Below are 15578 nucleotides of genomic sequence, written 5' to 3'. Positions count from 1 at the left end.
AAATTTAAAAGGCAAGACTCCTGTTGAGTACAGAAATCTTGCCTTAGGAAAATAGTTTAATCAAAAAGTTCAACTTTTGGGGTTCACTACAAAGACAAGTGCAAGGAAAAATGTATTTCACTTCGCTTTCCAGAACTCTCCATCCGGATTGCTGAGTTTTTCTATTTTTTGTTGTAAAACGAGCTTTTTCAACTCTTTTAATAGTAGTTTTTCCGGCCATTCATAGATGGTAAGCAGTTCTTCTAAAGTGACGAATTGCTGCTCTTGAATATAGGTTTCTAATTTCGGCGGTAATTCTTTTTCAATAGGTGTTCCCATCAGCTCGTTGATAATATATGTGTAAATATGATAAGGATACAAGCCTTCGACTTTTAATCCTTCTTCTGTGACATCTTCGTTGAAAAAGACGAGTGAAGGTGCTTGTTCAACTTCCATTTCACGTGCAATATGCAAATCGACTTTGAGACTTTCAGTGAGCTTGCCGCTTTTTAAATCCTCTTTAAAGACGTCATAATCCATTCCTGCATTTTTAGCAGAAGTTTCTATCATTGTTTCAGTAATAATATCTCGTTTAGAGATAATTTCATTCTGCATCAAGTGGATAAAACGTTCTGCACGTGCTCTGCCTTGCAATTCGGCTGCTTTATACGCTAAAGCGATATTGTCGCTTTCAGAACTGCTTTGGGCTTGGCACTTTGTCAAAATACGCAACGACGGGTTTAAAATATGACGAATACGGATATATTGTTTATATTCCACGCGCAACTTCGATAGGATGGCAGACAGTTTAAAACAATCTTCATCAAACGGATCGAAGAAAGAGTATATTTCTATTTTGCTCACAGGTGAAAGGTTGGTTTCATCTTGTCTATGATTACATATTAACTTTAATTCTTCAGACATCTCATTCACCTACAATTAATTTTCAGAATTAACCATATGATTTGCGGTCAATCGCAGTCTTTCATATAGGTATTCATCAACACCTGCAGGCAGTTCTGCATGTTGAATCGCTTTATTCATATTTTCTAACCAAGCATCTCTTTCATAAGGGGTGATACGAAAATCCATGTGCCGCATTCTCAACATAGGATGCCCATGTTCTTCGGTATAAAGAGAAGGGCCGCCTAAAAACTGTGTGAGAAACTGTTTTTGTTTGCGGCTGGTTTCGGCGAAATCACCAGGGAAGAGATGGTTGATTCTATCATCTTGTTCTACTAGTGAATAAAAGTAATCGATCATGCTGTATAAACGTTCTTGGCCTATTACTTCATAAGGTGTCAAAGCCATATACTCACCCTGTTTCTTTAATATATATCTAATATAACATGAATTTTTACAATTAAAAGTAATACGACTTTTGACCGAGTGCTATCGAATTGTGTGTACTGATTATTTGTTTTTCGCTTCAAAAAAGCGAGCGACTTTATTTTTAGGAATATAGGATTCGATGTTAAACGTTTGAAGGATTTGCTGGAATTTTTTCAAACCTGCTTCAGGCTGTTCTACTTCAAATTCAAGCTCAAAGTCTTCAGTACCAAGGTATTCGCTGTGATCCAGCACAAGTAAGCCTTCTTCTATTTCTGTTTCCATGCGATGTGTCGTTAAGGCACCTAAGACATACAGCTGTGCGACATCAATTTCAGCATTTTGCAAGACTGATAAGATATCATCCGGCAGCTGCTCTGGTGAGAGATGCATGTCTTGTTTCGGTATGACTGTCGTGATGTGGTTGTATTCTGTTAAACCTACTTCGGCAGGTACTTTCAATGTCATTTCGTAATCATCTTTGATTTCACGAATTCTCAGTGCCATTAAATGTTCTGCCAACGCAAAATCAGGTGTATCAATATAGTGATTTTTTTGCGTAAAAGGTTTTAATGTATTAAAATATTCGTTTCGCAATGCATCATATTCATCACGCGTCAAAAGTTGTTTATATTCAATTTCTTGGTTAATAGCCATAGGTTCACCTCTTTGCTTATATATTATGGATGATTTGTTATCTATTTGAAAGTATTTCAAATTGCAGGTGAACGACCAAGGGATTTAGGTTGTGTTATGAGTGATGTACATATGTTAAAATAAGTAGGAATAACACAAGGAGGATTTAGGTTATGCGAATTTATGTGAATGAAATTAAAGTGAAAGATGATGGCATTTATTGCTATACAGATAAACCAACAAAAGGATTGACTGAAGCAGGGCAAATGCTGGTCGATAGCGATAATTATGGGTTTGCCCATATCCTTGACGATGGACAATCATATTCCTATCTTATCTTTGTGCAAGAAACATGGTCGATGCTTCATGAAAATAAGGGGAAAGCTATCTATGTTAATGATGACTTGAAGTTAGAACAATTTGATCAAGAGTTAGATTATATATTAAGCAATATCAAAGGGAACTCAAACTACGGCAAGGATTTTGTGGCAGAAGTCGAAAAAACGTTTGAGCTAGAGTGAAGCGGAGTGAAACGCAATGAATCAATGGGATCGATTTTTAGCACCATACAGACAAGCAGTCGAGGAACTGAAAGTTAAATTAAAGGGTTTGCGTAAAATCTATGATTTAGAAGCAGATGCGTCGCCGATTGAATTCGTCACAGGCCGCGTAAAACCTTTAACAAGTATTATTGAAAAAGCCACTGAACGAGAAATATCATTCGATCGTTTGCATGAAGAGATGTATGATATTGCCGGATTACGTATCATGTGCCAATTTGTGGATGATATCGCAATTGTCGTGAATTTATTGAGACAGCGTAAAGACTTCAAAGTGGTAGAAGAAAGGGATTATATCAATAATACGAAAGAAAGCGGCTATCGTTCTTATCATGTCATTATAGAATATCCGATTGAAACGCTGGATGGGCAGCGTGCAATATTAGCGGAAATTCAAATCAGAACATTGGCGATGAATTTCTGGGCAACCATCGAACATACATTACGCTATAAATATGATGGGGATTATCCTCCTGAAATTCAAAAACGTTTGGAAAATGCGGCTGAAGCAGCGTTTTCATTAGATGAAGAAATGTCTGAGATTAAAGATGAAATCCAAGAAGCGCAACGTTATTATTCAAAAAAACGTGCTAAAAAACATAATCAAGAGTGAGGTGCTTTATGCGTTATAATATCGTATCAAAGGGAGACTACAAATCGAACAGCATCCAAGAAAACATGGAAGCACAAATGACGAAAAAGGACATGGTCAAAGATGTCGCAACACCGGAAATCGTAATTTCAGTGGGCGGAGACGGCACTTTATTAGAAGCATTCCACAAATATTGCCATCGTGTTTCTGAAACTGCCTTTGTAGGTGTACATACAGGACATCTAGGGTTTTATGCGGATTGGCTGCCGCACGAATCAGATAAACTGATTGAAGAAATCGTTGATGGTGATTATGAAGTGATTGAATATCCGCTGATAGATATCATCGTGAATTATAACGACGATAAAGCACCGTCACACCATATCGCATTAAACGAAGCGACTATGAAGACTGAAGATAATACGACTTTGGTTGCGGATGTCAGCTTGCGCGGTCAGCATTTTGAAAGATTCAGAGGAGACGGTTTGTGTATTTCAACACCATCTGGTTCTACCGCTTATAACAAAGCATTAGGCGGCGCGTTGATCCATCCTTCTTTACGTGCGATTCAGTTAACTGAAATTGCCTCTATCAATAATAGAGTGTTCCGTACAGTAGGGTCGCCTATTGTTATGCCGGATCATCACTATTGTGTGATTACACCGGTCGATCAAAAGGTCATTATGACTTCTATCGACCACGTGACGACAAAGCATCATAATGTAGAGAGTATTGAGTATCGCGTAGCGAAACAAAATGTACGCTTTGCACGATTCAGACCATTTCCGTTTTGGAAACGTGTGCATGATTCGTTCATTTCAGACGGCAGAGATTCATGAAGTTTCAATATATAATTGAAACACCGATACTGTTACGAACGTTTTTACAAGAAAATCAATATTCTAAGAAAATGATAAGTGCCATTAAACAAAGTGGCGCTTTACTTGTTAACGACACACCTGTAACGGTCAGAAAGCAAATGGTACAAGGCGATTATTTAGAAGTGGTCTTGCCGAGCGAGGTGCCGAGTGTCAATTTAGAGTGTTTCGTAAAGCCGATTACACCGCTTTATGAAGATGATTACTACATCGCAGTTTCTAAACCGCCGCACCAAAATTGTGCGCCGTCGAGAGAGCATCCGCATGAAAGTTTGCTCGAACAAGTGCTGGCTTATTTAAACCCGAACCAGCAAGAACCGTGGGTTGTACCGCATATTATTACACGCCTTGATCGCAATACGAGCGGTATTGTGCTGTTTGCGAAACATGGCCATTTTCACCATAGAATCTCAGATGTCGAGATGGAGAAGGTTTATCATTGTATCTGTTTCGGCCAGGTAGAACCGCATGGTGAAATTATCGCACCGATTGCCAGAGCGTCAGACAGTATTATTAATCGTGAAGTGAGCGAAGCGGGCAAATATGCGAAAACAAGTTATACCTTAATCACACAAAACCAAGATTATGCTTTGTGCCGTGTACAATTGCATACAGGACGCACACATCAAATCCGTGTGCATTTTCAATATATCGGACATCCGCTTGTCGGTGACAGCCTTTATGGCGGTTATCATGAAAAAGCGGATGCCCAATCGCTTGTTTGTACAGATTTAAGTTTCAAGCATCCAGTTGAAAACAAGCATGTTGTATTAAAAGATGAAGCAAGGCATGCTTTAATTGAGCGCCTTTTTAGACAACTTAGTAACGACAAAGAATAAGTTAGGAGGGGGCCATATTGGCAAGAGATGAAGAAAAGTATATAGATGATCAAGATGTGTATAATAAAGAGCTGCTTGATCACTTATTGCTGGAAAATGATATAGATGCCTTCAGAGAAGAATTCTTATCTATGCATACGTACGAACAAAGTGAGTATTTCGAAGACAGCGACGATGATATCCGACACAAAATGTATCAGTTATTATCACCGAAAGAGGTTGCGGATTTCTTCGATCAATTAGAATTAGATGATGATGACTATGATGATGTCTTTGACCAAATGAAAGCCAGTTATGCGGCACACATTTTAGAAGACATGTCGTATGACAACGCTGTAGATATCATGAGTCATTTAAATAAGAGTAAAATTGCGACATTGCTTGCGTTGATGAATAAAGAAGACGCTAAAGAAATCAAAGCATTGTTACATTATGAAGAAGATACTGCCGGCGGTATCATGACAACGGAGTATATTTCGCTGAAAATTACAACGCCTGTCAAAGAAGCGTTGATGTTAGTCAAAGAACAAGCGCCGGATGCAGAGACGATTTATGTCATCTTTGCGGTCAACGATGATAAACAACTGGTCGGCGTGTTATCACTGCGTGATTTAATCGTCGCAGAAAACGACGCATATATTGAAGACATTATGAGCGAACGTGTTGTAAGTGTAAACGTCGCAGATGACCAAGAAGATGTCGCACAGATTATGCGCGACTATGACTTTATCGCATTGCCGGTTGTGGATTATCAAGACCACTTGCTCGGTATTATTACAATCGATGACATCTTAGATGTTATGGATGAAGAGGCATTGGAAGACTACTCTGGTTTAGCCGGTGTATCTGACATTGACTCTACCAACGATTCAATCTTTAAGACTGCATCCAAGCGATTGCCTTGGCTGCTCATCTTAACATTTTTAGGTATGATTACTGCGACAATTTTAGGTTCCTTTGAGGAAACGTTAGAAAAAGTCGCATTACTCGCAGCATTTATTCCGATTATCAGCGGGATGTCCGGGAATTCAGGTACACAATCATTAGCGGTATCTGTACGTAATATTTCTACGGGTGAAATTGAAAATCAAAGCAAATTCAAAATTACAACAAGAGAAGCAGGAGCGGGGTTCCTTTCTGGTTTAGTATGTGCGTTGGTACTCTTTACTATCATCGTCATTCTTTATCAAACACCGCTGCTTGGTCTGATTGTTGCTGGAAGCTTGACGATTGCGATGACAGTCGGTACTTTGATGGGTTCAATTATTCCTCTGGTTATGAATAAATTAAAAATCGACCCTGCAGTTGCCAGCGGTCCATTTATCACTACAATTAATGATATTATTAGTATGTTAATATACTTTGGTTTAGCCACAACATTTATGTCATATCTCACATAAGGAGGGACACATGGAGTTTGTATCACTCGTCATCGTTGTCATGGCAGCGTTCTTAACGCCGATTATTGTCAACAGACTTAATATTAATTTTTTGCCTGTTGTTGTCGCTGAAATATTAATGGGATTAATCATCGGACAATCCGGATTCCATTTAGTCGAACGTGACAATGTACTTAGTATTTTATCGACGCTCGGTTTTATTTTCTTAATGTTCTTAAGCGGTTTGGAAATTGATTTCAATGCGTTCAAAAGCGATGAGAACACATCAGAAAAATCCAAAAACAAAAAGAAAGCACCCAGCCATTTACAGTTATCATTAGTCGTCTTCTCATTAATTATGATTGTTTCAATTATTTTAGCTTATGCCTTTAAATGGTTCGGCTTAATTGATGATGTCTTATTAATGGTAATCATTATTTCGACGATTTCTCTCGGTGTAGTTGTGCCGACATTGAAGGAAATGAATATCATGCGTACAACCATCGGTCAGTTTATTTTGCTGACGGCGGTACTTGCTGATTTAGTGACTATGATTTTGTTAACTGTTTACGGAGCTATCAACGCAAAAGGCGGCGGCACATTATGGTTGATTTCAATCTTGATTGTTTTCACCATCGTCTTTTATTTCCTAGGCGGTATTTTCAAGAAAGCACAATTTCTTCAAAAGCTGATGGATGGTACGACACAGATTGGTATCCGTGCTGTCTTTGCACTGATTATTTTATTGGTTGCGCTCGCTGAAGGAGTAGGTGCTGAAAATATTTTAGGTGCCTTCTTAGCAGGTGTGATTGTATCGCTGCTTCGTCCGGATGAAGATATGGTAGAGAAGCTGGACTCATTCGGTTACGGTTTCTTTATTCCAATCTTCTTCGTCATGGTAGGTGTAGATTTGAATATTCCTTCACTTATCAAAGAACCGTCGATTCTGATTATTATTCCAGTATTGATTTTTGCATTCTTAGTGTCTAAAATTATTCCGGTTTATGCAATCAGACGCTGGTTCGACCAAAAGACTACGATTTCTTCTGCGTTCTTATTAACGTCGACATTATCGTTAGTTATCGCAGCAGCGAAAATCGCAGAACAGCTGCATACGATCTCTGCTGAGATATCAGGTATTTTGATTTTAAGTGCAGTGATTACATGTGTCTTTGTGCCGATTGTATTTAAGAAAATGTTCCCAATGCCTGATGAAGCGACACGCCGTATTAATGTCAGCTTGATCGGCAAGAACCAATTGACGATTCCGATTGCTCAGAACTTAATGTCTGACCTTTATGCGATTACGTTATATTATCGTAAAGACTTAAGTGATAAACGTAATTTATCGAATGATATTACGACAGTTGAGATTGCGGATTACGATGAAGCGTTATTAGAAAAGCTCGGTCTCTTTGACAGCGATATTGTCGTGTGTTCAACCAATGAAGATGAGTTGAACTATAAAGTAGCACAATTTGCAAAAGCACATGGTGTCAATCGTGTGATTTGCCGTTTTGAAGCAGGCGGAGAGAGAGAAGCAGAATTGCGTAAACAAGGTGTTGAAATCTTCAGCAGCTTCTTAAGTAATAAGATCTTGCTGACAGGCTTAATCGAAACACCGAACATGTTGAACTTATTAAGCAACGTTGAAACTTCTCTTTATGAAATTCAAATGCTTAACTACAAATTCGACAATATTCAATTACGCAACTTCCCATTCGATGGGGACATCATTTTCGTACGTATTGTACGTGATAATGAGTCAATCGTACCGCACGGTGATACAATGCTGCGCTATGGTGATCGTCTCATTGTGACGGGCTCTAAAGAATATGTGGATGAATTAAAACGTGAATTAGAGTATTATTCACTCGGCCCGATTTAATTTAATAAGAACGAAAGTTGAAGTGAATGCTGAGACTTTCGTTCTTTTTTCTTTTAGAAATGGCTGAAACAAGTCGAATGCAAACAAAAATGTTATAATAACTAATAATCTATCAATGAATCATTATAAGAGTTAAAGGAGCGTTTTCATGTTTAGTTTAGAAGGTAAAACATATGTCATTATGGGAGTTGCGAACAAACGCAGTATTGGTTTTGGTGTAGCGCAAGTATTAGATGAATTAGGCGCGAAACTTGTGTTTACATACCGCAAAGAACGCAGCAAAAAAGAATTAGATAAATTAGTAGATCAATTAAACCAAGAGGAACACTTAACTTATCAAATCGACGTACAAAGCGATGAAGAAGTTGAGAATGGTTTCAAAGCAATCGGTGAAGCTGTAGGCAATATCGACGGCGTCTTCCACTCAATCGCATTTGCGAATGTAGAAGAATTGCGCGGCCGCTTCTCTGATACATCAAGAGAAGGTTTCTTATTAGCACAAGACATCAGTTCTTATTCTTTAACACTCGTTTCAAGAGAAGCGAAAAAATTAATGCCTGAAGGCGGCAGCATCGTGACTACAACATACTTAGGCGGCGAATATGCTGTACCTAACTACAATGTGATGGGCGTAGCTAAAGCAAGCTTAGAAGCGAATGTCCGCTACTTAGCATTAGATTTAGGCCAAGATAACATTCGTGTGAATGCTATTTCTGCAGGTCCTATCCGTACATTAAGTGCAAAAGGTGTCGGCGGTTTCAATACAATCTTAAAAGAAGTTGAAGAACGCGCACCATTAAAACGCAACGTAGATAAACAAGAAGTAGGTAAAGCAGCTGCTTTCTTACTTAGTGATTTAGCAAGCGGTGTGACAGGTGAAAATCTGCACGTTGATGCTGGTTTCCACGCAATTAAATAAGATACGACGATTGATAATCCCTTGTTTAGCAAAATTGTTAAGCAAGGGATTTTTTGAAGCAAAGTCAAAAATAAATGAACAGTGCATCTATTCATTTGTCTCAATCAAGTGTATGATAGAGGACAGGAAATTTGAAAAAATGAAAATACACAAAGTGGGTGGACATTGTGTCAGAGAAAATTCATCAACAAGATCAATCCTATTCAAATAAGATTTTAGCATCATCTATGCTAGGTTTCGGTCTGGAAAATATGGATATTATGTTTTTAGCCTTTGCATTGTCTAGTATTATTAATGAATTCCATATTTCTTCAGCTGAAGCGGGATTGATCGCATCAATTACTAACTTCGGAATGTTATTCGGGGGCATTATTTTCGGCGTACTGGCGGATAAATACGGCAGAATCCGCATCTTTACGTACACCATCTTTATCTTTGCGGTAGCCACAGCGCTGCTATCTGTCGCACATAATATATACATGGTATATATTTTACGCTTTATCGCCGGTATGGGCGGCGGCGGTGAATTCGGTATCGGAATGGCTTTAGTAGCGGAAGTATTTAAGAAACAAAAACTAGGACGTGTGTCATCTGTAGTTGCGATCGGAGGACAAATCGGGGCTTTGATTGCGGCACTCTTAGCGGCCGCTATTTTACCGCATTTAGGCTGGAGAGTCTTATTCTTAATCGGTGTCATTCCTGTGATACTTGCATTTTATATCCGTCGTAATTTAGACGAAACAGAATCATGGAAACAATCTAAAGCAAACCATACATTAGAAAAGAAGGACCATTCGCCGATTGGACTGCTATTTAATACAAAACATATCGCACATACAACCATTGCACTTACAATCATGTCGAGTGTGCAAGTAGCCGGTTACTTCGGCTTAATGAACTGGCTGCCTTCGATTTTGCAGAAACAGCACAATTTAAGTGTCTCTAACTCATCGTTATGGACTATCAGTACCATTATCGGTATGAGTATCGGCATGTTTGCGTTCGGACAAATATTAGACCGCTTCGGTGCCAAACTTTCCTATACTATTTTCTTAATCGCTTCAGCAGCATCTGTCTTTATCTATGTATTTGCACAAAGTGCTATTGCTTTATTAATCGGCGGTGCACTTGTCGGCTTCTTCGTCAACGGTATGTTTGCAGGTTATGGCGCTGTCATCAGCAGTTATTACCCGACACATATCAGAAGTACCGCAAATAACGTTATCTTTAATATTGGACGTGCATTAGGGGGCTTATCTCCGATTGCGATCGGTTTCTTAATGGACACGTACGGCATGACAGCAACCATGGTCTTCTTGGCATGCTTATACATGATTTCACTTGTGATGATGTTATCGCTTAGAAATATGCCGCTCAGAGGCAGACATGCGACACATCAATAAGTTCAAAAATCCATTTAGGACATAAAAGCAAATAAAACACAAAAAACGTTCTGCCTGCAAATGAAAGTTTGCGGACAGAACGTTTTTATAATTTATCATACTAATCTTTTACTTCGCTTTTCGCTTTTAACATAATCTCTTGTCGATATTTAAATACATTGCGAACTACTGTTTTAATCACTGCGTATAATGGCACTGCAACTAAGATTAAGACGAAACCGCCTAAGTTGCCTGCAGCTAAAATGACAATGATGATAGTTAATGGGTGAATGCTTAATGATTTACCCATGACGTTAGGTGTGATGACGTTACCTTCTAATTGTTGTGCAATCAACGTGACCACACAGACCCAAATGAATGCTGTGGGACTTTGAATGATACCGATAATTGCAGCTGGTAAGAAGGACATCCATGGTCCTAAGAATGGAATCATATTTGCGACACCTGCAAAGAGGACGAGTAATAATGTATATTCTAAACCGATAATTGTATAACCGATATAAAGAATGATACCTAAGATAACACTGACTGTTACTTGACCTTGAATGTAAGATTGCAGCGTATTGTTAACATCTTTTAAAAGGTTAGTCACAAAGATTTTACGGTCGCCGTTGAATAATTTTGCGATAGAAGGGATGAATTTTTCATGATCCTTCAGCATATAAATCAAGAAGAACGGCACCATGATTAATAAGAATAATGTTGAGATAATTTGCGATACGATCGAAATAGAGTTAGACAAGATATTTGTCACATTATCCCCAAATGATTTCACGACTTTATTGATACGGTCTGAAACATCATTCGGCAATTTGTCCATTTGATCAAGCGCATAGGTTACAATCCCTTGTGCTTCTTTTTGAAGCTGCGGTGCTTGTTGGATTAAACCATTGATTTGGTTGGCGATTAAAGGCACAACCACTGTAACTGCGGTCGCAGTCAAACCGATTAAAATAACGAAGATAATCGAAATACTGCCCCAACGCGGTATTTTATGTTTTTCTAAGAATTTTTGAAGCGGTAAGAAGACATAAAATAAGAAGCCGCTCAGGATAAATGGCAATAACACAGATTGAATAATAATAATGAACGGTTCAAATATTACATGTACTTCCATTATCAATTTGATTAATAGAAATAATATAATTAACATGATTCCCGTTCGGAACCATACTTTATTCAGCATTGTTTGCGTCCTCCTAAAGAAATAGACTTATACATCATTATAGCTTACTTCATAATGATGAAAAAGGAATAATTTTAACGAAAATGTCGATTATGTATTATATTTGTGAAAATAAAAGAAAAGAGAAAGTACCTTATTTAGTACCTTCTCTGATCATTTTTTAAACCTCTTCCAGTTTTCCTTTTACAGGAATAGACGGATCATCAGACGTATCTTCATCATCTTCGCTGATATGTGCTTCTTTCAAACGTTTCGGATAGTCTTCGAGCCAGAAAGTTGCGTTTGGTAATTTTTTAGGATCTGGGTGATAAATCGCAAAGTTCCCGGAACCTTTTTTCTTCATTTGGAATTCATAGTCTTTTAAGGCATCTACTGCTGGTCGATGCAGAATCCAGATTGCGATAATATTGAGCCATGCCATCATACCTACACCTAAGTCGCCCATACTCCAAGCTACATCTGCAGTTTTAATCGAACCATAGAATGCCGCAAAGATTAATGCAATTCGCGCAACATTAATCCAGATTTTTGAAGTGAAGACAGAACTGTTTCGTGTCATATAGGCAATGTTTGTTTCTGCGATGTAGTAATAGGCAAGTATTGTTGTAAAGGCAAAGAAGAATAACGCAATCGCAATGAAGTAAGAACCAAAGCCTGAGAAAGCAGGATCAAAGTGATAGCTTCCGCCTTGAAGGGCTTTATCGATACCTGCTTGTGCATACATGGCAGTACCTGAATAATCTTTTGTACCGTCCGCGCTTTGCACAAAAATACCATTATCTTTAATTAATTTCGGAATACCGCCAGGTCCTACTTCACCATTAGTTGTGTTGTAAGTACCTGAGATTAAAATGATTAAAGCTGTCGCAGTACATACGAATAATGTATCGACATATACTGAGAATGCTTGAACCAAACCTTGTTTTGCCGGATGCGATACTTCTGCAGCGGCAGCTGCGTGCGGTCCAGTCCCTTGACCAGCTTCGTTAGAATATAAACCACGTTTTACACCGATTTCAATCATCGCACCGAAGATACCGCCGAATGCGGCTTGCATCCCAAAAGCCGATTTGAAGATTAACACGAATAGGGCAGGAACAGCTTGAATATTAATCACAATAATAAAGACTGCCATCAAGATATAAAGAATAGCCATAAATGGTACGACAGCTGTCGCTACATTTGCGATCCATTTAACACCGCCGAAGATAATCAAACCTAAGATAACTGCGATGGTAATCGCAATAACCCAATTCGGAATTTGGAAAGCGTTATTCATTGAGCTTGCAATCGCATTAGACTGCACACCCGGTAACAATAAACCAACGGAAATAACGGTTACAACCGCAAAGATCAAGCCGTAGATTTTACCCAGTTTGCCTTTAATACCATATTCGATATAGTAAGCAGGCCCGCCGCGGTATTCGCCTTTTTCTTCACGTTTGAAGATTTGACCTAAAGTGGATTCGATAAATGCACTGCTTGCCCCTAAGAATGCAGTGATCCACATCCAAAATACTGCACCGGGGCCCCCGATAAAGATAGCTGTTGATACACCGACAATGTTACCAGTCCCGACACGCCCGGCTAACGAGAGCGCAATGGCTTGGAAACTTGAGATACCAGTAGGTGATTTTTCCCCATGGAACATCAGTCGGATCATTTCTTTAAAATGCCTGACTTGGAAGAATTTCATCATCAATGAAAATAAAATTCCAGTAATCAATAAACCATAAACGAGCGGTTTACTCCACACAACCTCATTAAACCAAGCTACAAAACTTTCTAGCATAATGATTTCCCCCTTATGAAGCGAACAAAAGAAAACGCTTACATTTTACCCCTAAAAAATAAGCTGTCCTAGTCAACTTCTGTATGTGTTTCGACATGCGTAAGTTACAGTGATTTTTTATAATTATACTGTGGCTAAAGATTCCGCGCAACAGTTTTAATAAAATTAATTATTGAATTTAATAATTAAAACCTAATTAGATTAATCGGAATAACGCATTGAACTTAGATAGAACCTGGGTTAATACCAAATCCGTGTAAAAATTGTTAAAATGAAAATATGACAAAAATGAGGAGAGAGTATTGTGACAGAATTAAAAGCAGGTACTATTAATAAAACTATTTTTCACAGTGATATCTTAGAACGTGATATTACGTTATCGATATATTTACCTGAAAATTACACGCCGTTGTTTAAATATAAAGTTGTTTTTTGTTTTGACGGCTTGGATTTCTTTCGTTTTGGACAAATCCACCGTGCCTATGAACGTTTAAGAAAAAATGAAGAAGTCGAACGTGCCATTATTATCGGATTCCATTATGAAACGGTAGATAAACGCAGAGAAGAATTTTCACCTGACGGCAGCCGTTCGCCATTAACAGTGAAGGCAATGGGACAAGAAATTCTGCCTTATATTGATAAAACTTTCCCGACTTTTAAAGTCGCAAGCGGACGTATTTTATTAGGGGACAGCCTAGCGGGTTCGATTGCATTGATGACTGCGTTATCTTATCCGCGCTTGTTTAATCAAGTCGGCATGTTCAGTCCGATGTTCAATGAAGTAGTGGACTTGCTCGCAAACCGCTGCCAATTTATTGATCAATTGAATGTATGGCATGCAGTCGGTAAAGAAGAAATTGATTTTGCGCTGCCGACAACAGGCGAACGTGCAGATTTCTTAACACCGAATAGAGAACTTAAAGCATTATTCGAACAGCTTCAAGTCACACATCATTATGAAGAGTTTGATGGGGGACATCGCTGGAAACACTGGAAAAAATTAATGGAACCTTTATTATTATATTTCTTGGCAGAATAGATTATTCAGTTAATTCTGTAAAGTTTCGGTTTTTGGTAACGATTTCATTCAATATTTGCTATAATGGCCATATAGTTCAATTAAGGAGGAATTCAAATGATTTTAGGGTTAGCATTAATTCCATCAAAAACGTTCCGTGAAAAAATTGATGCATATCGTAAACGCTATGACGAACGCTATGCACAAATTCCGCCTCATATCACAATCAAAGATTCATTTGAGGTTGAAGAAGGAGATTTAGATAAAGTAAAAGAAGAAATCAAATCACGTATCGAAGGTATTGAACCACTATACATTCATGCGACAAAAGCTTCTAACTTTGCGCCTGTGAATAATGTGATTTATTTCAAAGTTGAAAAAACACCAGAATTAGAAGAATTGAATGATCGTTTCAACAACGGTGATTTCCATGGCCAACCAGAACATTCATTTGTTCCGCATTTTACAATTGCTCAAGGTTTAACAAGCCAAGAATTCGAAGATATCTTCGGCCAAGTTAAACTGGCAGGTATTGACTATGAAGAAACAATCAGTGCATTAACATTGATGAAATACGACGATGAAGAAGAAAAATGGGTGGAAATCGACACATTCAATTTTAAATAATACGCATCCGTATTAGACGTGATGTAGTTCATACAAGAAAAGTACGAGGCTGAGACATTGTGCATATGAGGGCAGCGATAGATTAAGTATTCACTATCATTATCTTCAATGTCTTAACCTCTTGCTTTTAAATACATATATGATAAAAGGCAACCTTTCCCCGAAAGTGTGTAGCGAACCCAAAAAGTTGAACTTTTTGATTAAGCTAATTTCCTAAGGCAAGATTTCTGTATTCAACAGGAGTCTTGCCTTTTAAATTTACTTTTCTTCTTACGTTATTATAGTAATTGATATATTTGTGTATTTCTAATTCCAACTCTTCATAAGAACTAAATTCTTCTCCATAAAACATCTCTTGTTTCAATAGTCCAAAGGAATTATCATAACAGTTACTTTTACGAGACATACTTTGAAATATATGATTAGCTTTGAGCTCTTTTACCTACGCTTTATACTGGTAATGCCAACCTTGATCAGAATGTACTGTAGTTCGATAATTTAATTCAGGTATATTTTTAATAGCCTGATTTAAAGATGACAAAGCACATTCTAA

The 15578-nt window shown here is 38.1% G+C and carries 16 protein-coding genes; 10 read left to right on the top strand and 6 right to left on the bottom strand.

Annotated features, from left to right (window positions below; genetic code table 11):
* Positions 1–117 precede the first annotated feature (117 nt).
* From yjbH to DVJ99_RS07220, 3 genes are all read right to left on the bottom strand, one after another.
* Complete coding sequence (gene yjbH, locus DVJ99_RS07230; protein WP_105993702.1) at positions 118–903, bottom strand: protease adaptor protein YjbH; 786 nt, start codon at positions 901–903, stop codon at positions 118–120.
* Positions 904–918: 15 nt separating this feature from the next.
* On the bottom strand, positions 919–1290 hold the full coding sequence (locus tag DVJ99_RS07225) for a truncated hemoglobin YjbI (RefSeq protein ID WP_105993703.1): 372 nt from the start codon (positions 1288–1290) through the stop codon (positions 919–921).
* A gap of 102 nt (positions 1291–1392) precedes the next feature.
* The gene (locus DVJ99_RS07220) at positions 1393–1965 is read right to left on the bottom strand and encodes a CYTH domain-containing protein (protein ID WP_114603721.1); all 573 of its coding nucleotides are present in this window, start codon (positions 1963–1965) and stop codon (positions 1393–1395) included.
* 152 nt (positions 1966–2117) lie between these two features.
* Between DVJ99_RS07220 and DVJ99_RS07215 the strand changes: the two genes are divergently transcribed.
* The 8 genes from DVJ99_RS07215 to DVJ99_RS07180 all read left to right on the top strand — a co-directional run bounded on the left by DVJ99_RS07215 (position 2118) and on the right by DVJ99_RS07180 (position 10402).
* The gene (locus DVJ99_RS07215; RefSeq protein WP_114603720.1) at positions 2118–2465 is read left to right on the top strand and encodes a UPF0738 family protein; all 348 of its coding nucleotides are present in this window, start codon (positions 2118–2120) and stop codon (positions 2463–2465) included.
* A 16-nt stretch (positions 2466–2481) separates the two neighbouring features.
* On the top strand, positions 2482–3117 hold the full coding sequence (gene yjbM, locus DVJ99_RS07210) for a GTP diphosphokinase (RefSeq protein WP_114603719.1): 636 nt from the start codon (positions 2482–2484) through the stop codon (positions 3115–3117).
* Between the two features lie 8 nt (positions 3118–3125).
* Complete coding sequence (locus DVJ99_RS07205) at positions 3126–3935, top strand: NAD kinase (RefSeq protein WP_114603718.1); 810 nt, start codon at positions 3126–3128, stop codon at positions 3933–3935.
* Positions 3932–4813: an RluA family pseudouridine synthase gene (locus tag DVJ99_RS07200; RefSeq protein WP_114603717.1), complete on the top strand. Its 882-nt coding sequence runs from the start codon at positions 3932–3934 to the stop codon at positions 4811–4813. Before DVJ99_RS07205 ends, DVJ99_RS07200 begins: the two co-directional genes overlap by 4 nt.
* Positions 4814–4830: 17 nt before the next feature.
* Positions 4831–6213 carry a magnesium transporter gene (gene mgtE / locus DVJ99_RS07195; protein ID WP_105993708.1) on the top strand — a complete coding sequence of 461 codons (1383 nt, stop codon included), beginning with the start codon at positions 4831–4833 and terminating at the stop codon, positions 6211–6213.
* Positions 6214–6223: 10 nt separating this feature from the next.
* Positions 6224–8080 (top strand): monovalent cation:proton antiporter family protein, encoded by a 1857-nt coding sequence (locus tag DVJ99_RS07190; RefSeq protein ID WP_114603716.1) that lies wholly within the window; start codon positions 6224–6226, stop codon positions 8078–8080.
* Between the two features lie 148 nt (positions 8081–8228).
* Positions 8229–8999 carry an enoyl-ACP reductase FabI gene (gene fabI, locus DVJ99_RS07185; RefSeq protein ID WP_105993710.1) on the top strand — a complete coding sequence of 257 codons (771 nt, stop codon included), beginning with the start codon at positions 8229–8231 and terminating at the stop codon, positions 8997–8999.
* 167 nt (positions 9000–9166) lie between these two features.
* Positions 9167–10402 (top strand): MFS transporter, encoded by a 1236-nt coding sequence (locus DVJ99_RS07180; RefSeq protein WP_114603715.1) that lies wholly within the window; start codon positions 9167–9169, stop codon positions 10400–10402.
* Between the two features lie 100 nt (positions 10403–10502).
* Here DVJ99_RS07180 and cozEa read toward each other — a convergent pair whose 3' ends face one another.
* On the bottom strand, positions 10503–11588 hold the full coding sequence (gene cozEa / locus DVJ99_RS07175) for a lipoteichoic acid biosynthesis protein CozEa (protein ID WP_105993712.1): 1086 nt from the start codon (positions 11586–11588) through the stop codon (positions 10503–10505).
* A 160-nt stretch (positions 11589–11748) separates the two neighbouring features.
* Positions 11749–13380 (bottom strand): alanine/glycine:cation symporter family protein, encoded by a 1632-nt coding sequence (locus DVJ99_RS07170; RefSeq protein WP_114603714.1) that lies wholly within the window; start codon positions 13378–13380, stop codon positions 11749–11751.
* A gap of 304 nt (positions 13381–13684) precedes the next feature.
* On the opposite strand from DVJ99_RS07170, the gene DVJ99_RS07165 reads away from it, so the two are divergent.
* Both DVJ99_RS07165 and DVJ99_RS07160 read left to right on the top strand, forming a co-directional pair.
* The gene (locus DVJ99_RS07165) at positions 13685–14419 is read left to right on the top strand and encodes an esterase family protein (RefSeq protein ID WP_114603713.1); all 735 of its coding nucleotides are present in this window, start codon (positions 13685–13687) and stop codon (positions 14417–14419) included.
* Between the two features lie 96 nt (positions 14420–14515).
* On the top strand, positions 14516–15025 hold the full coding sequence (locus DVJ99_RS07160) for a YjcG family protein (RefSeq protein ID WP_105993715.1): 510 nt from the start codon (positions 14516–14518) through the stop codon (positions 15023–15025).
* A 205-nt stretch (positions 15026–15230) separates the two neighbouring features.
* On the opposite strand, the gene DVJ99_RS13470 is transcribed toward DVJ99_RS07160, so the two are convergent.
* Positions 15231–15431, bottom strand: coding sequence for an IS3 family transposase (locus DVJ99_RS13470; RefSeq protein WP_114603712.1), 201 nt, complete (start codon positions 15429–15431; stop codon positions 15231–15233).
* Positions 15432–15578: the final 147 nt, after the last annotated feature.

The sequence above is a fragment of the Staphylococcus sp. EZ-P03 genome (assembly GCF_003344575.1).
In the GTDB taxonomy this organism is placed as follows: domain Bacteria; phylum Bacillota; class Bacilli; order Staphylococcales; family Staphylococcaceae; genus Staphylococcus; species Staphylococcus simulans_B.
Note: the sequence above shows the minus strand (reverse complement) of the source record. Positions and strands in the feature narration are given on the sequence as shown.